Here is a 23,431-nt window from a genome sequence, read left to right as displayed (position 1 = left end):
CTGCTACGCTTGTTGCTACCCCTATTCTAGGTTGTCCAAGCGGGATGATTGAGAAGAGCGTTGATCACCTGTACACCCCGCAGTTGATTGGTCAGGGGTAAATGGCCGCGCGGGGCACTCAAGTCCCAGATAAATTCATTCGGATAGCGCGGCCACCGCTTGCCCTGCCGCCAGCCAATTTTCTCCCACAGCCGATCCCAGTTTTGACCGCAGCCTAGCCACAGTTGCCGTTGCACCGAATAGCCAAAGCGGCCTAGGGAAAAGGCCAGCCATAGCTGATCAATGGTTTGCAAATCCACAATTGGCAACTGCTCCACCTCGGTGAAATACAGCCAGCGGCGTTTTTGTGCCATCGGGCCTGCCAGTTCACAGAGCTTTTGGCTGGTTAGGCGATCGGCGGCTTCAAATTTTTCGGCCACTAGGAGTTCAGCCAGTTCTCGATAGTCCACCCCGCGATCGGAGCGCAGCGGGATCACCCCTTGGGGATAGTGTTGTTGCAAAAAGGCTTGCACAGAGGCTTCTGGGCTGTGGAATAGAAGACGATAGGCCTGACCGCGAATCCAAGGGGCGGGTGGGGGGGAAAAGGTGGCACTGTCTTTGAGGAATTCCTGCAAGAGGTGATAGCCGTCACTGCCTGCTGTACTCAGGGTGGTCATGGCGGCCAGTTGGGATTTTTCGTTGCCGTTGTACAACTGCTCCCGTAAATCGGCTAAGGCTGGTTCTGTGGTAACCATGCGCCCGGTGACTCCTCCCCATGCAACTCTAAAATGCGTTGGACGATCGCCGTTGTCGAACTGGGAACCTCTACTTGAATGAGTTCAATGCGACCACCATAGCGCTGCACAGCCGCCGCTTCCGGTAGGGTCTCCAGTTGGTAATCGCCCCCCTTGACGTAGATCTCCGGTTGGAGAACCTCGATTAGGGTCGTGGCAGTGCGATCGCTAAATAGCAGCACCGCATCTACTGATCGTAAACTAGCAAGCACCTCTGCCCGCTGCTGTTCGGGAATAATTGGCCGTTTTGGCTTTAGAGTTGCCACCGAGCGATCGCTATTCAACCCCACCACCAAGCGTTTACCCAGGGCACGGGCTGCCGCCAGATAGCGCACATGACCCGCATGGATCAGGTCAAAACAGCCATTGGTAAACACCAAGGGGCGCCAGTCTTGGGGCGCAGCATTGATCGTAGCCACAAGGGCTTCAAGGGTGTAAAGGTTCAGGGGACTTCTCCTAAGAACACTAACTGAGTGTGCCACGAAATAGCCCTTGGGGACGTACTAAAAGCACCGCCATCATGATCACTAGGGCAACGGCCAGCTTGTATTCAGAAGGAATCATCAGGGTACTCATCTCCTGAGCCACGCCAATAATCAGGGCGCCAGCGATCGCCCCGTAGGGATTGCCAATGCCACCGAGAATCACACTGGCAAAGAGGGGTAAGATCAAAAACCACCCCATCGTCGGCCGCACAGCCGTAATCAGGCCATAGAGACCCCCGGCCACCCCCGTGAGCACCCCCGCCAACAGCCAAGTACACAGCACCACCCACTCAACATCAATCCCCGAAACCCGCGCTAAATCTAAATCATCTGCCACCGCTCGCATGGCTTTGCCCACCTTGGTGCGTTGCAGGATTAAGTGCACAGTAGCGATCGCCACCACTGCCAAAATCATGACAATCACCTTCGCGTAAATAATTTTCACGCCCCAAAAATCAAGGGCAGGCATCACTGGCAGCCGATAGGTTTGGTTTTCACTGCCCCAGATGAGAATCACGGCATTGCGCAGCAGAAACGACAGACCAATGGAAATAATAATCAGTGTTGTGGAAGTTGCGCGGCGATCGCGCATTGGCTGCCACAGGAGCTTCTCACTCAGGAGCATTAACCCTGCCGTTCCCAAGCCACCGATCGCCATTGAGAGCCAAATATCCAGTCCTGTTGCATTAGCCACCAGCGTTAGGTAGGCTCCCGCCGTCATAAAGTCGCCGTGGGCAAAATTGGGCAGGCGCAAAATCCCAAATGTGAGCGTCAAACCCACTGCTGCGAGGGCAATAATACTGCCCACCGCCAATCCGTTAACAAAGAGTTGAATCAGTTGAATATCCATGAACGATTGCGACTAAAATTTGAGAAAACGTGAAAGGGGCAGCACCTGCTCATAGAATAGCGATCAGTGGGGTGTTTAGACGAGAGCATTTTCTCTCACTGGAAAAAGTGAGTTCTATCTCGAAAGCTTCAAGCCAAACCCAAGATTATATCTTGATTTATACTGCCAAAATGTAGCGACAATAACAAATAATAGTACGGATTCCCGAAGTTTCAGGTAGGGATTTACCCCCTTGGTCTTTTTCAGTGAGATTGCGTACCGTTGAGGCAGCCATGCTGCTGAGTCAATCGCGCGATTAGCATCAAGGCAGCGGTGACCAACCGTATTGTTCGAGGAGGCTTGTATGCGCATTGCTCAAATCGCTCCCCTGTGGGAACGGGTACCGCCGCCAGCCTACGGGGGTGTGGAGTTGGTGGTGAGTCTGCTCACAGAAGAGTTAGTCAAGCGAGGGCACGAGGTCACGCTGTTTGCCAGTGGCGATTCTATTACCCAAGCCAAATTGGTTTCTACCTATCCCCACGCCATTCGCCTCGATCCCAATGTGCAGGAATATGCCGTCTATGAAGCCCTGCAACTGGGAGAAGTCTTTAGTCGCGCCAATGAATTTGATGTCATCCATTCCCATGTGGGCTATACGGCTTTACCCTACGCCAGCCTGGTGAAAACACCCGTTGTTCACACGCTCCATGGTCGCTTTACGACGGATAATGAGCGCATTTTCAGCCAATATCGCAACCAAAACTATGTCAGTATTTCCCATTCCCAGCGGCAACTACGGGATTTGAACTACATTGCCACGGTCTATAACGCCATTGCCGTGGAAACCCATCACTTCTATTCCCAGCCCAGCGATCCACCCTATTTGGCCTTCTTGGGACGGCTCTCGCCGGAAAAAGGCCCTCACCATGCCATTGAAATTGCTAAGCGAGTGGGCATCCCCCTGCGGATGGCCGGCAAAGTGGATCGGGTGGATCGCGACTACTTCAAGGAATTGATTGAACCCCACATTGATGGTGAATTGATCCAATTTATCGGCGAAGCAGATCATCCAACCAAAAATGCTCTCCTAGGTGGAGCGATCGCCATGCTCTTTCCGATTACGTGGCAGGAACCCTTTGGCCTAGTGATGATTGAGTCCATGGCAGCCGGTACACCAGTGGTGGCGATCGCCAAGGGGGCAGCGCCTGAAGTGATTGAGCACGGCAAAACCGGTTTTCTGTGTCACTCCGTTGACGAATGTGTGGCGGCTGTTGCCCAAGTGCCGCAACTGGATCGCATGGCCTGTCGAGACTATGTTTGGCAGCGGTTCAGTGTTGAACGGATGGTGAGCGAGTATGAAGCAGTTTATGATACCGTTCTCGCCGACACCTTTGTCCATAATGGACATCGTAGGGGGACGATTGAACTGCTGGCCAGTTAAGTGTATCCCTGAACCCTGTGCAAAAGTGTTTTTTTGACCGTTATTCAAAAGGTGTATTTATGCAAGCATTATCAACCCGTACAGCAAAAAATACACTTCCTCGGGCGTTTGCCATGCCCCAACCGCAGGTGCCTGCCCGTCAACCCATTGCCTTGATTTCTGTGCATGGGGATCCCGCCGCTGATGTCGGCCATGAATCCGCCGGTGGTCAAAATATCTATGTACGGCAATTGGGGGAAGCCCTCGCGGCAGCCGGGTGGCACGTGGATATGTTTACCCGCAAAATCCATCCCGATGACCCCGATGTCATTGAGCACAGTCCCCACTGTCGCACCATTCGCCTCGAGGCAGGGCCTTTGACCTATATTCCGCGTGAGAAACTCTTTGAGACCTTGCCGAAGTTTGTCGAAGCCTTCAAGGCTTACCATGCCAAATATGGCTATCCCCTGATCCACACCAATTACTGGCTCTCTGGCTGGGTGGGTTGGCAGTTGCGTCAGGAGTTGAATTTCCAATGGCTGCACACCTACCATTCCTTGGGGGTGGTGAAATATCAAGTGGCTTCTGAGCAAGCCCAACGGGATGAAACCCGCCTCATGGTGGAAAAAGCCATCCTTGAAAATGCCGACTGTGTGATTGTGACTAGCCCCCAAGAGGAAGCCTACCTACGGCGTTGGGTCTCCAAGGCAGGGCAAACACGTCTGATTCCCTGTGGCACGAATTTGCATCTCTTTTACCCCGTGGCCGATGCCCGTGCCCAACTGAATTTGCCTGCCGATGAGCCGATTGTGCTCTATGTGGGTCGCTTTGATCGCCGCAAAGGGATTGAAACGCTGGTGGCAGCGATGGCTCAGGTACCCCAAGGGCGGTTACTGCTTGTGGGGGGGAGTGATCCGCAGCGCAGTGATGGTGCCGAACGGCGGCGCATTGAAGGATTAGTGCAGGAGTACAACTTGGGCGATCGCGTGACCTTTGTCGGGCAAATTGACCATGAGCGCTTGGCGGTTTACTACAGTGCTGCCAATGTCTGCGTTGTGCCCAGCTACTATGAACCCTTTGGCTTGGTGGCCATTGAAGCCATGGCCTGTGGCACGCCGGTGATTGCCTCTGCGGTTGGGGGTCTGCAATTCACGGTGATTCCCGAAAAAACAGGGCTACTGGTGCCGCCTCAGGATGCTCCTGCCTTGGCCAAGGCCATTCAGCGTATCTTGGCTAATCCAGCTTGGGCGCGTACCCTTGGGGAAAATGGCCGCGAGCGGGTGCAAGCCCTCTTCAACTGGGAAGCGATCGCCCTCCAGATGGGGCAACTGTACCGGCAACTCTTTGCTGCCTCCCTCATGGGGAATTCACCGCGCTTAGAGACGGTTAAGAACACAGCCCCACTGACAACCGTGACCAAAGCTGCCTTAGCCTCCTAAGCTTCTTAATGACGTGGCAGAGTGGTTGAGGACAAGATTAAGCAGCATTCCCGTGTGGAGGGATCATCTCTATCTCGCCGCTCTGCCCAATTACTGATTGCCCTTGCTGTGAACAATTTGTTAAATTCTAGGGGGTTGTTTATCATTTTGTATCATTTCTAACATCCAATGGTGCGGTGGCGATCGCTTTCTCCTCTATGGCCTGATGTCATTCTGGCGGCACTGATTCTAGGTCCTTTGTTTGCGCCTTTCTTGGCCGCTAGTCATTTTCTTTTCTTGCCTAAAATTGCCCACATTATCTACACGATGGGCAATCATGTATGTCCACAGCCAGAAATGGGCTTGATGCTCGCTCCCCCTTGGAAAATGGCGGTGTGCATGCGCTGCTATGGCACCCTTTTGGGCGTTCTCCTCACCCGTTGGTGGATTGAGCGTTCCACCACTGCCCGCGAGTGGTACTGGCTGCCGCAGTATGGTCTGGGGGGCTTTTTAGTGGCGGTGTTGTTAATGCTGTTTTATCCCCTTGAGTGGGCACTGCAACACTATGGCGTCTGGGGCTATTCCAATTGGATTGTCTTTCCCTTTGGGGCGATCGCGGGACTGGGCTTGGGATTACTGATCATGCCCCTGTTATATCCCAAACAGCGCCTTGCTACCTCCCGCTAGGGAGCAAACACCGAAATTTTGGTAGCCTCCGATACAAAAATTAACTGGGGCAACTTTCTACCATAGATTGTCGCTGTGGTGCGCCCAATACAGAAGGAGTAACCTATACATGGCAACGCCCCAAGAAATCTTGAATTTGATCAACAGCAAGTACGAGCTCATCGACTTGAAATTTATTGACATGCCCGGCACGTGGCAACACCTGACGGTTCACAAGAGCCAAATTGACGAACGTTCATTTACCGAGGGTGTGCCCTTCGACGGCTCCAGTATTCGCGGTTGGAAAGCGATCAACGAATCCGACATGGTGATGGTGCCGGATCCGGATACGGCGTGGGAAGACCCCTTCATGAAAGAACCCACCCTGAGCATGATTTGCACCATCAAAGATCCGCGCACCGGAGAACTCTACGATCGCTGCCCGCGCTCCATTGCCACCCGTGCCATTGAGTACCTAAAAGCCACCGGCATTGGCGATACGGCTTACTTTGGCCCCGAAGCCGAGTTCTTTATTTTCGATGACGTTCGCTACGACCAAAACCAAAAGTCTGGCTACTACTACGTTGATAGTATTGAAGGTCTTTGGAACACTGGCCGCGAAGAAGAAGGGGGCAACCTCGGCTACAAAATCCGTAGCAAAGAGGGCTACTTCCCCGTTGCGCCCACAGATACGCTGCAAGACCTGCGCACAGAAATGCTCTTGACGATGGCCAAGTGCGGTGTACCCATTGAAAAACATCACCACGAAGTGGCCACAGCCGGTCAGTGCGAGCTGGGTTTCCGCTTTGGCACCCTCATTCAAGCCGCCGACTGGCTGATGACCTATAAGTACTGTGTCAAGAATGTTGCCCGCAAGCATGGCAAAGTGGCAACCTTTATGCCCAAGCCTGTCTTCAACGACAATGGTTCGGGGATGCACACCCACCAGTCGATTTGGAAAGATGGTCAGCCCCTGTTCTGGGGCGAGGGCTACGCCAATTTGAGCCAAATTGCCCTCTGGTACATTGGTGGTCTTCTCAAGCACGCTCCAGCGCTGTTGGCCTTTACCAACCCGACAACGAACTCCTACAAACGACTGGTTCCCGGCTTTGAAGCCCCCGTGAACCTTGCCTATTCCCAAGGCAACCGCTCTGCCTCTGTGCGGATTCCTCTCACTGGTGCCAATCCCAAAGCGAAGCGCCTAGAGTTTCGTTGCCCCGATGCCACAAGTAACCCCTACCTTGCCTTTGCGGCGATGCTGTGTGCAGGGATTGATGGCATCAAGAATCAAATTGATCCGGGTAGCCCCTTGGATGTTGATATCTATGACCTCAGCCCCGAAGAACTGGCCAAAATTCCCTCCACCCCCGGTTCACTCATGGCGGCTCTGGAAAACCTGCAAAAGGATCATAGCTTCCTCACAGCGGGCGGTGTCTTTAGCGAAGACTTTATCCTCAACTGGATTCAGTACAAGCTGGACACAGAAGTGATTCCCATGTCCCTGCGTCCTCACCCCTATGAATTCACCCTCTACTTTGATGCCTAGGGCAGTGAATCGCTAGAGCCTTGCATTTAGGGATATAGCACTTAGAGGCACTCATCAAGGGTTGCCTCTTTTATTTTTGCTGCCGATTCTTCTCTGACAGCGGTTTTGAGTGTGCCCGTAGTTGCCTAGGGCTGGAATTTCTGATAAGTTGGGGTGTTATTAAAAATTAATATTCCCATTTTTGAGTGTCATGTTTGGGAAAAATCTTTCCTTAAGAATGAGGTTGTAGGGTCTGATGCTACGCGCGGGAATTGTCGGCCTACCGAATGTGGGCAAATCAACGCTGTTTAATGCCCTTGTGGCCAATGCTAAGGCCGAGGCGGCCAATTTTCCGTTTTGTACGATTGAACCCAATGTCGGTGTGGTGGCCGTCCCCGATGAACGGCTGGAGGTATTGGCAAAAATTTCCCAATCAGCGCAGATCGTGCCGACGCGGGTGGAGTTTGTGGATATTGCGGGTTTGGTGAAGGGAGCCAGTAAAGGGGAAGGATTGGGCAACCAGTTCTTGGCAAATATTCGCGAGGTGGATGCCATTGTGCACGTGGTGCGCTGCTTTGAAGATGAGGATATTGTCCACGTGGCAGGTCGCGTCAATCCTGTCGAGGATATTGCGGTCATTAACTTAGAGTTGGCACTGGCGGATTTAGCGCAAATCGAAAAGCGTATTGAACGTACCCGTAAGGCAGCGCGATCGCAAAAAGAGGCACAGATTGAACTCACGGCTCTTGAAAAGCTCCTTAGCGTGCTCAATGAGGGGCAGCCGGCTCGTCTGTGTCAACTGACGGAGGACGAAGAAGCCGCCATTCGCTTTCTGGGATTGCTCACCCGTAAGCCCGTGATCTATGCCGCTAATGTGGCTGAGCAGGATTTGGCCACTGGCAATGAATGGACAAGGGCGGTTCAGGAGATTGCCCAGCGGGAGGGGGCGGAGGTGGTGATTGTCTCGGCTCAGGTGGAGGCTGAACTTGTGGATTTGCCCGAGGGCGATCGCGCCGAGTATCTCGCCAGTCTTGGCGTCAGTGAAGGGGGCTTGCGATCGCTGATTCGCTCAACCTACAAGTTGCTGGGTCTGCAAACCTTTTTTACTACAGGGCCTAAGGAAACTCGAGCGTGGACGATTCCCGCCGGTGCCAAAGCCCCCCAAGCCGCAGGCGTTATTCACAGTGACTTTGAGCGGGGTTTTATTCGCGCTGAGACGGTGAGCTACACAGACCTAGTGGCCTGCCAGTCCATGACGGTGGCTAAGGAAAAAGGCCTAGTCCGCAGTGAAGGCAAAGACTACGTTGTGCAGGAGGGGGATGTGATGCTCTTCCGCTTTAATGTTTAGCCCCTCCTGATTGGATGACAAGTTTATAGCAACGTTCCCACAATGGGGTAAACCAAGGGGGGCACAATTATGGCCATCGCCACCCCCACCGCTGCGATCGCACTGAGCAGAACCGCACCAGCGGCACAATCTTTGGCAATGCGGGCAAGCTCGTGATATTCCTTGCCAACGGTGAGATCCACCACCGCTTCAAGAGCCGTATTCAGCAGCTCTAGCCCCATGACCATCCCAATCGTGAGCAAAATCACTGCCACCTCAACGGGGGGAAGTTTTAGCAAACCACTGAGGGCGATCGCGCTAAGACCAACTGCGGTGTGAATCCGAAAATTGCGCTGAGTCTGAAAGGTATAGACCACCCCCGCCCATGCATAACGGAAACTATTCAGTAAAGAGGGCGCCACACGGTAGGAGCGCTGTCGCAGTATGGTTATCCCTGATGTTTTCTCAGCGTAGGTGGCAAGAACTTTTTGTGTCATAACGTTACCCATCACACCAAACATTGGTCTTTAAGTGTTGACGCTGGATTCCATACGCCTTAAAAAGTTTTTCAAAAAATTTGGCTGTTAACGCCTCCCATTTAAGCACATCCTTTGGGATTTCGTTCCTATGGATTATCGGGAGAATAGGGAGGGGTAAGACCCACTGCCCTAAGACACTCAGCCTGCTGAGCCAGCATCCGTGCCAATTGCGTCTCATCGGGATGATCCCAGCCCAAAAGATGGAGTAGGCCATGGCAAGCCAGCCAAGTCACTTCTATGGATAGAGAATACCCCCTTTCCCTGGCTTGCTTTCGGGCAGTGTCGCCAGAAATAATGATGTCGCCAAGGTATTCAGGTTCCTCTAGGGGCAGCGGCAGAGCGTCATCGCGGGTGGCAAAGGCGAGTACATCCGTAGGGGTGTCGCGATCGCGATACTGATGATTAAGTACCTGAATTTCAGCATCCGTCGTCAAACGCAGTGTTACCTCATAGGCCTTACCTTGGTTTGGTTCAACCATGGCAATCCACGTGCGAAACCACACTTGCCAAGGAAGTTCTGCCACCTCATTGCTCAGGGAAGGATCGTGAAGTTCTAGATAGACGGTAACCGTCATTTGTTTTTGCTGTGTTCTCACTAGCGGGTGAGGTAGGACAAGCCCACCAACAACGCCAACAGACCGATACTCGTGAGGGCAAAATGGATCAGAGATTTGCCCCCCTTGCGCACCATGTTCCGCATGGCCAATTTGACATAACTGGGCTGCTCGACAGGGGAGGACGTGGGTTCTGGGGACTCGCTCATGGGATTTCACTGCTATTGGCAATCTTCATGAATTTTAACAAAGGGTGCTTGACTTCAGTAGCGCGATCGCGGGCGATGATTGGCCACTGATTGCACGAGCCCCAAACCAATATAGGTTGCCAAAAGGGCAGAACGGCCATAGCTGAGGAAAGGCAAGGGAATGCCCGTCACAGGAAATAGGTTCATGGTCATGCCGATATTGACCACCGCTTGGAACATCAACATGGCAAAAAGACCGATCGCCAGCAGCGAGCCGAAATCATTGCGGGCACTATTGGCAATTTGCAATAGCCGCAGGCCAATCAACCAAAACAGTCCCAAAACCAGCAGCCCCCCCAAAAAGCCTAATTCCTCACCGATGACGGAAAAAATAAAGTCCGTGTGCTGCTCAGGGATAAACCCCAACTGTGTCTGTGTCCCGTGAAACAGACCTCGCCCCCACAGTCCACCGGCACCAATGGCAATGCGGGACTGAATCAGGTGATAGCCCGCCCCCAAGGGGTCCTTATCGGGATCTAAAAACATTAAGAGGCGATCCTTTTGATAGTCCTTCAGCACACTCCACAGCAACTGTCCTAGACCGGCACCTGAAAGGTTCAAAACAATGCCGCCGATCGCCCCAATCCACCCCAAGGGCAGGTTTTGCCATGCCACAACCCCCATCCCTAATGTCCACAAAAACCACAGCACCAAATTCAGTTCATAGGGCAGGGGTAGGGCAAAGAGAATCGCCGCCACCAAAGGGGAGAGCATGAGCACAATCCAGCCCAAACGGGCATTGGCCCAATAGAGCATGCCCAAGGTGATGGCGCCAAAAACAAGGGAGGTCCCCAGATCAGGTTCCGATAAGATCAACCCTAGGGGCAAGACCGTTACCGCAAACACCCGTAGAATGCCGCTGAGGCCATTGGCAGGCACCCGCTGGAGTAGGGCAGCTTGGCTGAGGATGATCGAGATTTTAGCAAATTCTGAAGGCTGGAGGTTAAAGCCCGCAATGGGCAGCCAACTTTGGGCACCGTTAGCTTCAACACCAAATAAGCTTACAGCTAGTAGGAGGGCACAACTGATACCATAGACCCACCAATGGACTGAGATAAAGACCGATGTCGGCACCCGTGCCAGTAGGAAAAGCAAAATCGTCCCCACGCTCGCGATCGCCAGATGTTGGAAGCCATCCTTTTCGCCAATGTGCAGCTCGGCACTGTGAATGGCCACTGCCCCCAACAGCGTAATCAGCCATACGGCAATTAAAAGGAGCCAATCCATCCCCCGCCAAGGGTGGAGCCAAGCAGACCAGCGGCGTTGCCATAGCCGAGTTGTCCAAAACATCGCCCAATATCCTTCGTTCGCACTAGGCTGGAACAGTGGTGGTTTGATCAAGATTCCCATTCTAGCTTGAGTGGATCCATGCTTCGGTGGCGACAGGGTTGGTCAAGGCTTTTGTGGTCAATTTCGGGGCGGCTGCTGCTGGTGATGCTGCTGATTTCCCTATTACCGATGGGGATGGTGGTGCTCTACAACCAAACTGAAAGCGCTGAAATGATGAAGCGTTGGGAAATTGATGCCCTGCAACTGCTGGCGATCAGCAAAGCCCGTTCCCTTGATCAGCTGTTTCAGGATGCCCTCAATGATGCTCTCTTGGTAGCCAATGACAGTGACGTACAGTATTTCCTGAGGCGTGGGAGCCATAGTGCCATCGAGCAAGCGACGATGAATAACTTCCTCGAAGATGTCAAGAACCTGAACCCAGCCTATTATCAGGTGATTCTCCTCAACCGTGATGGCCAAGCGATCGCAGGGACACGGCGTACCCGTCTGGGGCTAGACTACAAGAACACCCCCCTCTGGCAGCAGTCGGCAACAGCAGACTACTTCATTTCTCGGGTCAAAATCAATAGCGCGATCACTGAGCAACCCCTGTTTGTTGTCTTCCAAACGATTATTGATAGCAATAATGAACGATTGGGAGCAGTTCTACTACCTCTACAAGCGACCGCAGTCAAAGACATCGTGACCTACCTAGTGCCCGATATTCACGGTGAATCTTTTCTCATTGATGATCACGGTCTGATTCTGAGCACCACAAATCCTTACCTGAATTTGCATAGCATTGAACCACTCCCCCCCGAGATTCGCGACCAATATTTTCTCTTGACATCACCTCAACCCATTCCCACAGTGGCAGATCGCAGCTACACCTTGCGCAATGTCTTTCTCAAGGCCAAATCAAAAGAGGTCGGTGCTCTCCTCGCCAGTCGTTCTTCCGGAGGCGATGCCGATTATATCTATGCCTATGCGCCCCTGACCCGTCATCAGGGCGTTGTTGTGGTCAGTGTACGGTTGAGCGAGTTTCTAGCGCCCTTAGAGCGGTTGGCGACCCAAGGTTTCCTCAGTCTTTTCTTTGTTGGTGTTGGGGTCATTCTCATTTCCCTGATTGTGGCTCGTTCGATTACTAAGCCGATTCGTGCCCTTGTCAGTGCTGCCCACGCCCTCAAGCATGACCAGTTTAACGAGTTTAATCCCAGAGTTCTCAGGCACTATGCTCAAGGGAGTGATGACATGGCAGAACTTGCCCAAGTCTTTTTGGACATGGCACAGGCGGTAGAGCAGCGCCAAGATCAACTGAAGGAGGAACTGAGTGAACTAAAAATCGAAATTGACCAAGAAAAGCGAAAGAAATCCGTTGCCGAAATTACCAGCACCGACTACTTTCAAGAACTGCGCCAACGGGCACAACAACTGCGCCAACGTGCCCATACCCAATCTCCCACTCCTGCCACACATCCACAGATAGGGCATACTGAGGGTGAAGCACGCAAAGATGAGCCACCCCTGCCAACATGAGCTTTCCTGCGCCGACTTTGGCTGAATTGCCCTTCCATCCCTACATTGATGATGCAGGCCGGGTAGCACCGGATCTTAAGGGGGCGATCGGTCTCTATGCCATTTTTGATGCCACTGGCAGCGTGCAATACATTGGCTATTCGCGGGATATGCGACTGAGTTTGCTGCAACACCTTGTGCGTTGTCCCCAGCAGTGTCGTGGCTATAAGGCGATCGCCATCGAACGTCCCGATCGCCCGTGGCTAGAAGCGGTAAAACAACAGTGGCTAGCGGAATTGGGGACCGTCCCCCTCGGCAATGATCGCGATCGCCCCCAGTGGGAAAATGCCATTGATGTCAGGGAGCAAATGACCGAGGCCGAACGCACTGCATGGGCAAGTGCCGATCCATTGACGCAACCGAAACTGCTGAAACAGGTGGCGCGGCGGGTTGAAGCAGCAATTCTGGAACAGCTAAAGCAGCGATCGCTACAGGAGCCGCTGGTCTTTAACGCCAAACTAAAGGAAAGTGGACGGCTGAACCTCAAATGATGACTTCTCCCCCCCTGACCTCTAGCCAAATCTGGCAAATCAATCAACTCCTGCGCCAAGCGGGGCAGCGGGCACGGCAACTGGCACAGCAACCCTTTGAGGTCATTGAAAAGGGACGCCAAGACTTCGCTACGAGTATTGATCGCTTTTTGGATCGGCTCTTGAGTCAAAAATTTCGCGCTTGGTTTCCTGAGGATGGCATCATCAGCGAAGAAAATGCTGACTCCCAAGCAGTCTTTCAAGAACCGAAAAGCCGCTACTGGCTGATCGATCCCCTTGATGGCACGGATGATCTGATTCACCATCGCCAAGGTTACGCCCTCATGGTGGGCCTGCTGGCGCACTACAGTCCAGTGGCGGGTTGGATCTATGCTCCCAATCTGGATCACCTCTACTATGGCGGTAAAGATTGGGGACTCTTTCAGATGAGCAGTGGTGGTCCCCCTGTCCCCCTATTACCGGTTTGCCCGCCCTCTCCTAGTGAAGACCATTGCCCGATCATGATTGGCTATCGCGACTACCGCACCTACGGCGATGCAATTCATCGGGTGTTGCCCCAAGTGGAATTTCGCTTTCTGGGCAGTTTTGGCCTCAAGGTGATTGAAGTGATTTTGGGACGGGCGGGACTCTACCTCTACTTAAATCAGCGGGTGAAGCTCTGGGACACCACCGCCCCCTTGGCTTTAGCAACGGCAGCAGGTTTGGTGTGCACCGACTTGCAGGGAAATCCCTTGCGCTTTGATGCTACGGGGTTACAGGGACAGACCCTTGCCCATCAGCAACCAATTCTCATTGGCTGGCCAGAGTATATCGCTGCCTTGCGATCGCCCTTGGTGGAGGCGATTACCGCCGTTCAACTGTCCCTTGGCTCTACCTAGCATCTCTGAGAAATAGGCTATCGTGGGGCTAGAGTCTGCTTGGAGGCATCCCGATGGGGCGCTGGCACAGTTGGTCATTGGTAGGAATGGCGATCGCCACCGTCCATATTGCTCAGCCTTTTCCGGCTCAAGGGGTGAGCGTTACAGAAGTTGCCCGCATTGCCAAAAATATCACTGTGCTCATTGAAGGTACCAACAGCCATGGCTCAGGTATCCTATTGCAGCGCAAGGGCAGTACCTACGTTATCCTCACCGCCTACCATGTGGTTGAAAAGGCCGGCCAGTACACGGTGAAAACGGTTGATGGTCAGCGCTATGCCATGCAACCCAACTCCATTCGTCCCTTGCCCGGTGTTGATCTGGCCACGCTGGAAATTGAAAGCAACCGCGATTACACCCTTGCCACACTGGGAAACTCCGTAGAGGCAGTGGAGGGCATGCCCGTTTTTGTGGCTGGTTTTCCTGCTCAGGAGGCCTCGATTCTGGGGGGCATTTACCAATTTACCGAGGGGCGGTTGACGGCCAATGCCTCGCGTCCGATTCAAGATGGCTATGCCTTGGTCTATAGCAATCCCACCTTGCCGGGGATGAGTGGCGGCCCTGTCCTCGATGAAAATGGCCGTTTAATTGGGGTTCATGGCAGTGCCGATATTGCTTCTACCCTTGTGCAGGAGGGCAGTGGCTCCAGTACTGTCTTTGTGAAACGCGGCTTTAATCTCGGCATTCCCATCAATACCTACTTGAGTTTGACCACACCGTCGCGGGAAACCACGGCTCTGCCTGCCCCGACCCCCCTGAAGGCAGCGGACTATTTCCTCGCCGCTGAGGAGCACTTCCAACGCAAGAATTTTGCCGCCGCCATTGACAACTATAGCCAGGCGATCGCCCTTAATCCTAACTACAGTGAAGCCTATCTGGGACGGGCCGTGGCGCAAATGTTTGCCCTTGTGCCTCACCAAGACTTTAATCAGCTCGGTGAAGAACTGGGAACCAAGTACCTGAGTCGTCTGACCCAAGGCAACCCTATTCTCAAGGATGCCTTTCCCCCCCACCCGCCCACCCCCATGCTGGATACGTTTGTCCGCAATATGGCTGAACGCCCCGGCACGATTCAGCAGGACATTGCCAAGGCGATCGCCCTCAATCCCCAGTACACCGAAGCCTATGGCATCCGTAGCTTTTTGAATTTGCTCCTCGGCAACTTTGGTACTGCCGTTGCGGATAGCGATCGCGCCCTTGCCCTCAGTCCCAACAACAGCGATCTGCAAATGATTCAATCCTTGGCGTTGTTTCTCAGTGGCGATTTTCGCCGCAGTATCCCCGTGTTTGATCGTCTCATTACCGCCAATCCCAAGAGCACCGACTATCATTTGCTGCGGGGAATTGCGGCTTTTCTCATGGGAGACTATGCCCTCAGTCGCCCCAGTTGGACAGCCTTGACGCAACTTACCCCCAAAGATCCCATCCCCTTTGCGGTGCGGGGTGTAACGTATCTCCTTGAACAGAACCCCAAAGCGAGCCTACCGGATCTGCGCCAAGCCGCTGAACTCTATCGCCAACAGGGGAATATGCAGTCCTACAACGAAATGATGGAGGCAATTCGTCAGATTGAGAACCGCTAGCGTTGCCACTGCTGCAAGAGCCAACGACCGAAACGAATCAGGTGTTCTTCAATCCAGAGAAACAGGCGATCGCACCACAGCAGGAGGCGTTCAAGCCAGTGGAGTTCATAGCCAATCAGGGCAGCATCCACATCAAGAATTAACTGCTCTGGATTTGGAGGGACACTGGTGGCCGCAGTTTCCGAGGGTGGCGAATGGGCTAGGGAATCAGAGCGACTGCCTAGGCTAAGAAGGGTCTCCACGGGAGAAAAGACTGGCAAAGGATCCGTAGCCGCCAATAGCGGTGAATTTACGGCTGCCACCACTGGAGGTTGGAATCCCCCTAGCCAATAGGAGAGTTGACTCAGCCAGTCTGGGAAGGGCAGCTTGAAGGGGTTGAGATGGCGTTCAATCCAAGCCAGAACTTGCGCCTGTTGGGCAGGGGTGAGGGTATAAAGAATCTCGTTATCGCTGCCGATGAGCACCATCTGCTGGGTTTCTAGAAGGGTGGCAATCCCCTGCACCCGCACTTGGGACAGCGTATTTTTGCGGCCGAAGGGAAGGCGCGATCGCAACCAATGGAAGACAGCGGCTAGGGGAGACACTGGGGGTAGGACTAAATCCCCTTCACTAGCACCTGTTAACTGAAGTTGCCCTAGAAAATTGCCCACCAAACAGGACGGTGGGTTAGAGCCTGCTTTGAGCGATCGCTGCTGCCAACCCCAGAGCCAGTGATGCCGTCGCCGATACCACTGCCGAAGGTGCTGATAGTACACTGCCAAGGCATAGGCAATGCGTTGCTCAATTTGCCGCTGTTCTGTGGCGGTGAAGATTTTCAAGGGACGGGCAGCCTCATCCACAAGCAATAGGGATTTTGCGGCACGATCGCAGGCAAGGTAAAAGGGCTGCCGCTGTGCCAAAGGTGCATCCTGTGGTGGTAACGTCTTGGACTGGGGTTGAAACCAGCGTTGCACAGTAGCAATCCAGCGCTGCCACCAAGGAAGTGGACGGGCAATGGGGGCGATCGCCACCACCCAAGAGTCATCCTCCCCTTTCGTCAGGGAGAGGGCAGACATCACGGTTAGCAGTGCTTCATCGGCAGAGGGTGCCGCTGTGGGTTGCGCTAGGAGGCGTTGACGCATTCGAGAGACGCTGCCCATGAGTTGGGGGAGTCCCCGCTGCCAAACCTGTGCCAGAATGGCGCCAATCACCTGCAGCGTGCCACTGAGGCTGCTTTCAATTTGCCATAGTTGGCGTTGCCAGTGTTGCTGCCAACGGTGCCATTGCTGTTGCCAAAAGCTCAAGAAGCGACTCTGATAGGAAACTGCCATCGCAGCTTTGGGGGTAGAGGAATATAAAACTAGATTAGCGTTCTGAGGTGCTCAATAGGCACCTAGTATTGATCCCGTTTACCCCGCAACCGTGTAAAGGTTTGGAGGGGGGTGGTTGCCCCCACTGCTGCTTGAATGGTGTTGACTTCACAGCGTAAAAAAGGATTCGTTGCCTTTTCAACGCCAATCGTACTGGGAATCGTGCTTTTTCCTTGGGTGCGATCGCGACAGACTTGAGCATAGCGCTCTTGCAGGGCAGGATTATTGGCATCCACTGTCAGGGCAAAGCTGAGGTTCTTTTGGGTATATTCGTGGGCGCACCAGACCCGCGTTTGCTCCGGCAATTGCCGCAGTTGATTCAAAGACTCCAACATCTGTGCCGGTGTCCCCTCAAAAAGACGACCACAGCCACCGCCAAAGAGGGTATCACCGCAAAACAGATCGCCCGTTGCTGGCTCATAGTAGGCAATGTGACCGCGGGTATGGCCGGGAACAAACAGCACCTCAAAAGCATGTTCGCCAAAGGGCACGCGATCGCCGGCACTAAGAAAAACCGTTTGCTCTGGAATGCGGCCTTGATCTTCGCGGCTGCCATAGACTTCGATATTGGGGAAGCGCGATCGCAGGGCACGATTGGCCCCCACATGATCCCAGTGGTGGTGGGTATTGAAGATTGCCGTCAGTGTTGCTCCCAATTCCGCTAATTTGGCAAGAACAGGTTCTGGCTCTGCCGGATCCACCACTGCCGCTGTCCCCGTTTGCCGATCATGGAGCAAAAAAATGTAGTTATCTGTAAGGGCATTGAGGCGATAAATCATCATGGCCGTTGTTCCTGTACCCAGCGTCGCCAATTTTTCTCTGCCTCTACCTCATCCATTTTGGCCTCTGCCAAGAAGCGATAAAGGCATTCCTTGGGCACCCATGGAAACAAAGGGGAGCGATCGCACCCCTGATAGCATCCGTCCCACAACTGGAAAATTTGCCATTCCCGACCATTGTACCGCCATAGCTCCGGTACCCCCAAGGCCGCATACAGCTGGTTTTTATCGATATCGGTATGGGTCATGTCCACCTCAATCACTAAATCAGGCGGTGGATCAATGCTCAGATCAATGCTGCGGCCAGCCACCTGTGGTTGATGGTGGATGTAATAGGCATTATCTGGTTCTGCTCCTCGCTTCAGATCCGGTCGCCACAGGGTTGTTGAGCGCAGCGATCGCAGCCGCAGTCCTGTTTCCACCACCAGAATGCGCAAAAATAGACCCATTAGCTCACTGGCAAACTCATGCTCTTCAAGGGGCATCGTAATTTCAAGGATTCCGCGATCAAATATCAAGTGGGCAGCACGGGTTTGCGGCAGGGCATTAAGAATCTCTTGGTACTGCTGCCAAGTGAGGCCGTGGAGCGTGACACGCTGTTCGCCCGTAGTTGTGGTTAGGGTTTTCATGGCAAATCCCCTATGACTTTGGTATCAGCTTCCCACCTGTGGCACACAAATCAATCAGTTCACAGCCTTCGCACTGGGGTTGGCGCGCTTGGCAAACGGCGCGGCCATGGTAAATCAAGCGAATTGACCAGTTTTCCCAATCGGGCTGGGGAATCAGGCGCATTAAGTCCCGCTCAATTTTCACGGGATCCGTTTCTTGGGTCAGCCCCAGCCGCCGGCTCAGCCGCTTCACATGGGTATCCACCGTCACTCCCCCCAAAATGCCATAGCCATGGGCAAGAACCACATTGGCTGTTTTGCGAGCTACCCCCGGCAGTGAAAGCAAATCTTCCATCACCTTGGGCACTTGACCCCCATAGACTTCGACAATGCGGCGGCAGGCGCCTTGGATATGGCGGGCTTTGTTGCGATAAAAACCAGTGGACTTGATGTACTGTTCTAGCTCAGCCAAATCAGCCATGGCAAAGTCCTCGGCATCGCGATAGCGAGCAAACAGCGCCGGTGTGACTTGATTCACCCGCTCATCCGTACATTGGGCAGAGAGAATCGTGGCTACCAGCAGTTGCAGCGGATTGGCAAAGTTGAGGCTACAGGTGGCATCCGGATAGAGGCGTTTGAGGCGGGTGAGAATTTCCAAGGCCCGTTGTTGCTTGGCGGAGAGGCGACGGGTAATAGCCATAGGTGGACTTAAAAGAGTTGCTGCACCCAGCCCAAGCCCGTGAGGTTCACGGTGTCCCGCACGATGAGGAACATCCCCAGTCCAAGGAGCAACACCAGCCCCGTTTGCATGACGCCCTCTTGAATGCGATTGGGTAAGGGACGACCCCGCAGCGCTTCCACCAGTAAAAAGAGCAGTTGACCGCCGTCAAGGGCTGGAAAGGGCAGAATATTAATAATTGCAAGGTTAATACTGATCAAGGCGGTAAAGGTAAAGAGCTGTTCAGCATTGGAGCGGGCAATATCCGCGCCCATCGCTACGATCGCCACCGGTCCAGAGACCTGTTGAGCCGCTTGATCAAAATGCTGGAAAAGTTCGCGAAACCCCTCTAGGGTCAGCACAATCACCCGCTGAAACTCCGCCGCGGCCGCCGTGACTAATTTAATCGGGTTTAAGGTGTGTTCACGGTGAATGTCGGCATGGGGGGCTAATTGAACGCCAATCCGGGCTTGACCATCCTCACTCACTTCTGGCGTGACGGTAATCTCTTGGATGTGCCCTTGACGTTGAATCGTCAGTGTCAGGGGTTGCTGCGGATGCTGCTGAATGGCTCGCATCAGGTTTGGTAAGCTATTGGCATCGGCACCCAAGGGTTGGCCATCCACCGCTAACACCAAGTCCCCCGGCTGAATGCCCGCTTTGGTGGCCACAAGGCTACTTTCCGGGACAAGGGCGGGAATGAGGACACCCTCATAGTAGGTGGCCTGACTAATCCCCATGACGCCCACTTGCACCAGCAGTAGCAAATAGGCAAAGACCAAGTTGGCAATCACCCCCGCGCTGATGACAATGGCGCGATCCAAAATCGGCCGGTTGCTCAGGAGATTGGGATCGTTGGCGGGAACGCTGCTATTGGGGTCATCGTCTGGGAATCCCACATAGCCCCCTAGGGGAATCAGGCGCAGGGCATACTCGGTATTCTTGCCTTGAAACTTCCAGAGGATGGGGCCAAAGCCGATGGAAAAGCGGTTGACATGAATGCCTTGGCTGCGGGCAGCGATAAAGTGCCCCCACTCATGGACAAAAATCAAGATTCCTAGGATGGCGATCGCCACCACGACTGCAACCATGGACATAGATTCAACCCAGTGCTACGCTGCGAATTGTTAACTCACTTTTATTGTGACACCGAACTTCCCCTTGGATCGGTGATCTCGCCACAGCCCCTTGCATCATTTCTCAAACTTGTGCGATATATTGCAAAAATGCAACAAAGTGGGATGATAAGTAATTATTCTTAGTGGACGCTCCTGAGAGAGACCCATACAAACGTGCTATTTGAGACCTCAACGTTAAAGGGAATTTTCTACAATGTCTTTATTTGATTGGTTTGCAAATCGCCGTAAAGAAACCGCCTTGACCCCCATGCAGCCAGAGCGGGAGATCGCCGATGGTCTCTGGACAAAGTGCGAAGCCTGTGGCGTCATGATCTACAGCAAGGATCTGCATAGCCATCAACTGGTGTGCCCAGAGTGCGGCCATCACCATCGCGTCAGCAGTAGTGAGCGTATCCAACAACTGATTGACCCCCACACATGGCGCCCCCTCGATGAAAATTTGGTCAGTTGTGACCCCTTACAATTCAAGGATCGCAAGCCCTATAGCGATCGCCTGCGGGAATATCAAGAGAAAACCGGTCTCAAGGATGCCGTGCAAACCGGCCTCGGCCAACTCGAGGGTCTGCCAGTTGCCTTGGGGGTGATGGACTTTGCCTTCATGGGCGGTAGCATGGGCAGCGTGGTCGGCGAGAAAATCACCCGCCTGATTGAACGGGCCACTTGGGAGCAGATTCCCCTTGTGATTGTCTGTGCCTCTGGCGGTGCCCGCATGCAAGAAGGAATGCTCAGCTTGGTGCAAATGGCGAAAACAGCTGCTGCTCTCGAACGGCATCGCAGTGCAGGTCTGCTATATATCCCCGTCTTGACCCATCCCACTGCTGGGGGCGTGACGGCTAGCTTTGCCATGTTAGGGGATATTATTATTGCCGAGCCAAAAGCAACGATCGCCTTTGCGGGGCGGCGGGTTATTGAGCAAACGCTGCGGGAAAAACTCCCCGATGACTTCCAAACCGCCGAATTTGTCCAGAAATGCGGCTTTGTGGATGTGATTGTGCCGCGGACTCACCTGAAGTCAACTTTGGCACAGTTAATTCGTTTACATCAACCGGTGACGCGTCATGTTTCCTCGACCCTGCTGCCCAAATCATTTCCTGTGATGGCAATGGCTGAGGAATAACAGCAGCAACCCCCAGATCAAGGGTTGTCCTAGGGCGATCGCTATACAATAGGGGATACCGCTCCCACACCACAAGGGGTGGTCGTCACTGTGCTGTCTTTGCTGGCTCACCTGCTCTAATGCCTACCGCTCAAACTGATCAAAACCTCAAACTTTGGTGGGGCGTTCTCTATCCTGCCTATACCGATCACCCCATTTTGGCTGTCTCCAACCGTAACTCTGAGGGAACTGTGTTTGAGCAGGACACCAATCCTCCCAATGCCGCTGTCTTTTTTGACCCCCAGCACCGCTACCAACGCTGGGATCACCGTTACGCCTGTGATTTGCCCCAACTGGTGCAGGATCTACAGCCTGAGAAACCGACGCTCTTAGAAGCCCTCCGCGAAACGGCTCAGGATTGGGCACAGGGGCTAAATATTCTTGACCCCAGTGTGGTCATTCCCCATTTGCAAGCTCAATACCCTGACCTCAGTGCGGTGGCGATCGCCTACCTTGCCTTGCACCTTGTCTATCCCGAAACCATTCCAGCCATTCACGATGCGTGGCTAGATACCGTTTCCACAAGCAACTTACCGGCCAACTACTGCCACGGCATTATTCTCGACTACAATCACACAGCGCGCCCTCTGCAAGATGTCTGGCAAGACGACAACATTTCCGATGAGCAAATTTTCCAGTACCTAGAGGACATGATTGAGCTGTGGAAGACTCTAGAACCGTGGCACTGCCATTATTCCTTGCTCACAGTTAGGAATTTAGCCGTCAACCCTGACGATCAATTGCGGCTGCATCAACTGGACTTCACCTTTCCCTTAGTGAAAACCTTTGAGCGACCCACGCCACCCCCCAGCCTCGTTACTGTTTGGGAAGAGTTATTTCGCCATGCCTCTAGTCGTCGTCAAGCCGTTTTTATGCCGCTCTTGGTCTCCTTGAGCACGGCTCCTCTGGAGAAAATCTCAGAAATTCAGATGTTGCTCGACTCTCTCGCCTCCACCCTGCGCAGTGAACCCCTGCCAGACTTTGAGGAGGAGACAGGTGAAAGTACGGGTGACTTGATTAATGAACTGCCAGACATCACCCTCTCATCAGAATCACCAGAAGAGGACCATACCGCTATTGAGGATGCACCCACTGCCCTCTTACCGCGGCAACTGGTTCAAGTGGATGTTGCTGCCCAGACAGACACCGGGCGCGATCGCCACCACAACGAGGATTTTTACCTGATTGATCATCGGCAGCAAGTGCGTCTCACCCCCCAGGGGCAGCAGTTGGATGTTCAGGGACTATACGTGCTCTGTGACGGCATGGGGGGGCATGCAGAAGGTGAAATTGCCAGTTCCCTTGCCACTAAAACTGTTCATGAATACTTCGAGCAGACTTGGCCGTGGCAGGGAGAACTGCCGAGTGCGGAGGAAGTACGCAACGCTATTTACCGTGCCAATGAAGTCATTTTTGCCACTAATGATCAAAAAGGGAAAACCGGCAGTGGTCGCATGGGGACCACGCTTGTCATGGCTCTACTGCATAACTACCACCTACGCCTTGGCCATGTCGGTGATAGTCGCATTTACCGCTTCACCAAACGCCAAGGACTGCAACAACTCACCATTGATCACGAAGTCGGTCAACGCCTGATTCAACAAGGGGTAGAGCCTGAAATTGCCTACGGTCGTCCCGATGCCTATCAACTCACCCAAGCCCTTGGCCCCCGCAGCAATGAAGCCATTGCCCCTGAGGTTATAGACTTGGACATCGAAGAAGACACCCTGATTCTGCTTTGCTCCGATGGCCTTTCCGATAACCGCTGCCTCGAAACCCACATTATTAGCCATTTGCTGCCAATGCTGGATTTTAGTCTCCCCCTCAATCAGTCGCTTCATAAACTCATTGATATTGGAAATCAAGTCAATGGCCACGATAACTTGACGGCGATCGCCCTCCGCTTCAAATTGCGCTCTGTTCTTAACGCCCTATTTTAGACAGTATCTCCAGCAGACACTTTACCAAGTGGTACATTGCCTTGATCGCACTTAAAATAGTCCCTGAGGATAAAACTATCCTCATTAGCAAGTTTTTTACATAACGTCATATGAATTCTCGAT

At 53.4% G+C, this 23,431-nt stretch carries 23 protein-coding genes; 11 read left to right on the top strand and 12 right to left on the bottom strand.

What is annotated here, in order from left to right:
* Positions 1–26: 26 nt before the first annotated feature.
* Genes RHH27_RS10130 through RHH27_RS10120 form a run of 3 tightly spaced genes read right to left on the bottom strand, consistent with a single transcriptional unit; the run spans position 27 to position 2,108 of the window.
* Positions 27–734 carry a GUN4 domain-containing protein gene (locus tag RHH27_RS10130; protein WP_206200039.1) on the bottom strand — a complete coding sequence of 236 codons (708 nt, stop codon included), beginning with the start codon at positions 732–734 and terminating at the stop codon, positions 27–29.
* On the bottom strand, positions 710–1,255 hold the full coding sequence (rfaE2, locus tag RHH27_RS10125) for a D-glycero-beta-D-manno-heptose 1-phosphate adenylyltransferase (RefSeq protein WP_302678201.1): 546 nt from the start codon (positions 1,253–1,255) through the stop codon (positions 710–712). Before rfaE2 ends, RHH27_RS10130 begins: the two co-directional genes overlap by 25 nt.
* Positions 1,239–2,108: a branched-chain amino acid ABC transporter permease gene (locus RHH27_RS10120; protein ID WP_206200038.1), complete on the bottom strand. Its 870-nt coding sequence runs from the start codon at positions 2,106–2,108 to the stop codon at positions 1,239–1,241. Before RHH27_RS10120 ends, rfaE2 begins: the two co-directional genes overlap by 17 nt.
* Before the next feature lie 343 nt (positions 2,109–2,451).
* Here RHH27_RS10120 and RHH27_RS10115 point away from each other — a divergent pair, with 343 nt between their 5' ends.
* From RHH27_RS10115 to ychF, 5 genes are all read left to right on the top strand, one after another.
* Entirely contained in the window at positions 2,452–3,528 is a 1,077-nt protein-coding gene (locus RHH27_RS10115; protein WP_149819063.1) for a glycosyltransferase family 4 protein, read from the top strand.
* A gap of 59 nt (positions 3,529–3,587) precedes the next feature.
* Positions 3,588–4,946 carry a glycosyltransferase family 1 protein gene (locus RHH27_RS10110; RefSeq protein WP_206200037.1) on the top strand — a complete coding sequence of 453 codons (1,359 nt, stop codon included), beginning with the start codon at positions 3,588–3,590 and terminating at the stop codon, positions 4,944–4,946.
* Positions 4,947–5,114: 168 nt separating this feature from the next.
* Positions 5,115–5,612 (top strand): DUF2085 domain-containing protein, encoded by a 498-nt coding sequence (locus tag RHH27_RS10105; protein WP_206200036.1) that lies wholly within the window; start codon positions 5,115–5,117, stop codon positions 5,610–5,612.
* A gap of 109 nt (positions 5,613–5,721) precedes the next feature.
* Positions 5,722–7,137 (top strand): type I glutamate--ammonia ligase, encoded by a 1,416-nt coding sequence (glnA, locus tag RHH27_RS10100; protein ID WP_206200035.1) that lies wholly within the window; start codon positions 5,722–5,724, stop codon positions 7,135–7,137.
* A 235-nt stretch (positions 7,138–7,372) separates the two neighbouring features.
* The gene (gene ychF, locus RHH27_RS10095) at positions 7,373–8,464 is read left to right on the top strand and encodes a redox-regulated ATPase YchF (protein WP_206200034.1); all 1,092 of its coding nucleotides are present in this window, start codon (positions 7,373–7,375) and stop codon (positions 8,462–8,464) included.
* 23 nt (positions 8,465–8,487) lie between these two features.
* On the opposite strand, the gene RHH27_RS10090 is transcribed toward ychF, so the two are convergent.
* The 4 genes from RHH27_RS10090 to rodA form a co-directional block, all read right to left on the bottom strand.
* A complete protein-coding gene (locus tag RHH27_RS10090) occupies positions 8,488–8,940 on the bottom strand; it encodes a diacylglycerol kinase family protein (protein ID WP_302678200.1) in 453 nt (150 codons plus the stop codon).
* Between the two features lie 128 nt (positions 8,941–9,068).
* Positions 9,069–9,557, bottom strand: coding sequence for an rRNA maturation RNase YbeY (gene ybeY / locus RHH27_RS10085; RefSeq protein WP_206200032.1), 489 nt, complete (start codon positions 9,555–9,557; stop codon positions 9,069–9,071).
* A gap of 20 nt (positions 9,558–9,577) precedes the next feature.
* Complete coding sequence (locus RHH27_RS10080) at positions 9,578–9,745, bottom strand: DUF3285 domain-containing protein (RefSeq protein WP_302677708.1); 168 nt, start codon at positions 9,743–9,745, stop codon at positions 9,578–9,580.
* Positions 9,746–9,799: 54 nt separating this feature from the next.
* Entirely contained in the window at positions 9,800–11,074 is a 1,275-nt protein-coding gene (gene rodA, locus RHH27_RS10075) for a rod shape-determining protein RodA (RefSeq protein ID WP_302678199.1), read from the bottom strand.
* Positions 11,075–11,152: 78 nt separating this feature from the next.
* On the opposite strand from rodA, the gene RHH27_RS10070 reads away from it, so the two are divergent.
* The 4 genes from RHH27_RS10070 to RHH27_RS10055 are packed head-to-tail and all read left to right on the top strand — an operon-like array spanning position 11,153 to position 15,619.
* On the top strand, positions 11,153–12,589 hold the full coding sequence (locus RHH27_RS10070; RefSeq protein WP_302678198.1) for a cache domain-containing protein: 1,437 nt from the start codon (positions 11,153–11,155) through the stop codon (positions 12,587–12,589).
* Positions 12,586–13,119: a GIY-YIG nuclease family protein gene (locus RHH27_RS10065; protein ID WP_206200028.1), complete on the top strand. Its 534-nt coding sequence runs from the start codon at positions 12,586–12,588 to the stop codon at positions 13,117–13,119. The genes RHH27_RS10070 and RHH27_RS10065 overlap by 4 nt, the downstream gene beginning before the upstream one ends.
* Positions 13,116–13,997 carry a 3'(2'),5'-bisphosphate nucleotidase CysQ gene (locus RHH27_RS10060; RefSeq protein WP_225901558.1) on the top strand — a complete coding sequence of 294 codons (882 nt, stop codon included), beginning with the start codon at positions 13,116–13,118 and terminating at the stop codon, positions 13,995–13,997. The genes RHH27_RS10065 and RHH27_RS10060 overlap by 4 nt, the downstream gene beginning before the upstream one ends.
* A 53-nt stretch (positions 13,998–14,050) precedes the next feature.
* On the top strand, positions 14,051–15,619 hold the full coding sequence (locus tag RHH27_RS10055) for a serine protease (RefSeq protein ID WP_302678197.1): 1,569 nt from the start codon (positions 14,051–14,053) through the stop codon (positions 15,617–15,619).
* On the opposite strand, the gene RHH27_RS10050 is transcribed toward RHH27_RS10055, so the two are convergent.
* The 5 genes from RHH27_RS10050 to rseP form a co-directional block, all read right to left on the bottom strand.
* A complete protein-coding gene (locus RHH27_RS10050; protein WP_302678196.1) occupies positions 15,616–16,929 on the bottom strand; it encodes a hypothetical protein in 1,314 nt (437 codons plus the stop codon). The genes RHH27_RS10055 and RHH27_RS10050 overlap by 4 nt on opposite strands.
* A gap of 62 nt (positions 16,930–16,991) precedes the next feature.
* The gene (gene gloB / locus RHH27_RS10045) at positions 16,992–17,750 is read right to left on the bottom strand and encodes a hydroxyacylglutathione hydrolase (RefSeq protein WP_302679161.1); all 759 of its coding nucleotides are present in this window, start codon (positions 17,748–17,750) and stop codon (positions 16,992–16,994) included.
* The gene (locus RHH27_RS10040; RefSeq protein WP_302678195.1) at positions 17,747–18,376 is read right to left on the bottom strand and encodes a Uma2 family endonuclease; all 630 of its coding nucleotides are present in this window, start codon (positions 18,374–18,376) and stop codon (positions 17,747–17,749) included. Before RHH27_RS10040 ends, gloB begins: the two co-directional genes overlap by 4 nt.
* A 10-nt stretch (positions 18,377–18,386) precedes the next feature.
* A complete protein-coding gene (gene nth, locus RHH27_RS10035) occupies positions 18,387–19,055 on the bottom strand; it encodes an endonuclease III (protein WP_206200023.1) in 669 nt (222 codons plus the stop codon).
* 8 nt (positions 19,056–19,063) lie between these two features.
* Positions 19,064–20,170: an RIP metalloprotease RseP gene (gene rseP / locus RHH27_RS10030; RefSeq protein ID WP_206200022.1), complete on the bottom strand. Its 1,107-nt coding sequence runs from the start codon at positions 20,168–20,170 to the stop codon at positions 19,064–19,066.
* A 235-nt stretch (positions 20,171–20,405) separates the two neighbouring features.
* Here rseP and accD point away from each other — a divergent pair, with 235 nt between their 5' ends.
* Together accD and RHH27_RS10020 are read left to right on the top strand one after the other, a co-directional pair.
* Entirely contained in the window at positions 20,406–21,329 is a 924-nt protein-coding gene (accD, locus tag RHH27_RS10025; protein ID WP_206200021.1) for an acetyl-CoA carboxylase, carboxyltransferase subunit beta, read from the top strand.
* Between the two features lie 119 nt (positions 21,330–21,448).
* Positions 21,449–23,308, top strand: coding sequence for a serine/threonine phosphatase (locus RHH27_RS10020; protein WP_206200020.1), 1,860 nt, complete (start codon positions 21,449–21,451; stop codon positions 23,306–23,308).
* The last annotated feature ends 123 nt before the right edge of the window (positions 23,309–23,431 follow it).

It is taken from the genome of Thermosynechococcus sp. PP555 (assembly GCF_031583225.1).
Classification (GTDB): domain Bacteria; phylum Cyanobacteriota; class Cyanobacteriia; order Thermosynechococcales; family Thermosynechococcaceae; genus Thermosynechococcus.
This window is presented reverse-complemented; position numbering and strand designations above follow the sequence as displayed.

Bases quoted from the DNA above. Each gene is read 5' to 3' on its own strand.
- RHH27_RS10130 (WP_206200039.1), bottom strand. From the start codon at position 734: ATGGTTACCACAGAACCAGCCTTAGCCGATTTACGGGAGCAGTTGTAC.
- RHH27_RS10120 (WP_206200038.1), bottom strand. From the start codon at position 2,108: ATGGATATTCAACTGATTCAACTCTTTGTTAACGGATTGGCGGTGGGC.
- RHH27_RS10115 (WP_149819063.1), top strand. From the start codon at position 2,452: ATGCGCATTGCTCAAATCGCTCCCCTGTGGGAACGGGTACCGCCGCCA.
- RHH27_RS10110 (WP_206200037.1), top strand. From the start codon at position 3,588: ATGCAAGCATTATCAACCCGTACAGCAAAAAATACACTTCCTCGGGCG.
- RHH27_RS10105 (WP_206200036.1), top strand. From the start codon at position 5,115: ATGGTGCGGTGGCGATCGCTTTCTCCTCTATGGCCTGATGTCATTCTG.
- glnA (WP_206200035.1), top strand. From the start codon at position 5,722: ATGGCAACGCCCCAAGAAATCTTGAATTTGATCAACAGCAAGTACGAG.
- ychF (WP_206200034.1), top strand. From the start codon at position 7,373: ATGCTACGCGCGGGAATTGTCGGCCTACCGAATGTGGGCAAATCAACG.
- RHH27_RS10090 (WP_302678200.1), bottom strand. From the start codon at position 8,940: ATGACACAAAAAGTTCTTGCCACCTACGCTGAGAAAACATCAGGGATA.
- ybeY (WP_206200032.1), bottom strand. From the start codon at position 9,557: ATGACGGTTACCGTCTATCTAGAACTTCACGATCCTTCCCTGAGCAAT.
- RHH27_RS10080 (WP_302677708.1), bottom strand. From the start codon at position 9,745: ATGAGCGAGTCCCCAGAACCCACGTCCTCCCCTGTCGAGCAGCCCAGT.
- rodA (WP_302678199.1), bottom strand. From the start codon at position 11,074: ATGTTTTGGACAACTCGGCTATGGCAACGCCGCTGGTCTGCTTGGCTC.
- RHH27_RS10070 (WP_302678198.1), top strand. From the start codon at position 11,153: ATGCTTCGGTGGCGACAGGGTTGGTCAAGGCTTTTGTGGTCAATTTCG.
- RHH27_RS10065 (WP_206200028.1), top strand. From the start codon at position 12,586: ATGAGCTTTCCTGCGCCGACTTTGGCTGAATTGCCCTTCCATCCCTAC.
- RHH27_RS10060 (WP_225901558.1), top strand. From the start codon at position 13,116: ATGATGACTTCTCCCCCCCTGACCTCTAGCCAAATCTGGCAAATCAAT.
- RHH27_RS10055 (WP_302678197.1), top strand. From the start codon at position 14,051: ATGGGGCGCTGGCACAGTTGGTCATTGGTAGGAATGGCGATCGCCACC.
- RHH27_RS10050 (WP_302678196.1), bottom strand. From the start codon at position 16,929: ATGGCAGTTTCCTATCAGAGTCGCTTCTTGAGCTTTTGGCAACAGCAA.
- gloB (WP_302679161.1), bottom strand. From the start codon at position 17,750: ATGATGATTTATCGCCTCAATGCCCTTACAGATAACTACATTTTTTTG.
- RHH27_RS10040 (WP_302678195.1), bottom strand. From the start codon at position 18,376: ATGAAAACCCTAACCACAACTACGGGCGAACAGCGTGTCACGCTCCAC.
- nth (WP_206200023.1), bottom strand. From the start codon at position 19,055: ATGGCTATTACCCGTCGCCTCTCCGCCAAGCAACAACGGGCCTTGGAA.
- rseP (WP_206200022.1), bottom strand. From the start codon at position 20,170: ATGTCCATGGTTGCAGTCGTGGTGGCGATCGCCATCCTAGGAATCTTG.
- accD (WP_206200021.1), top strand. From the start codon at position 20,406: ATGTCTTTATTTGATTGGTTTGCAAATCGCCGTAAAGAAACCGCCTTG.
- RHH27_RS10020 (WP_206200020.1), top strand. From the start codon at position 21,449: ATGCCTACCGCTCAAACTGATCAAAACCTCAAACTTTGGTGGGGCGTT.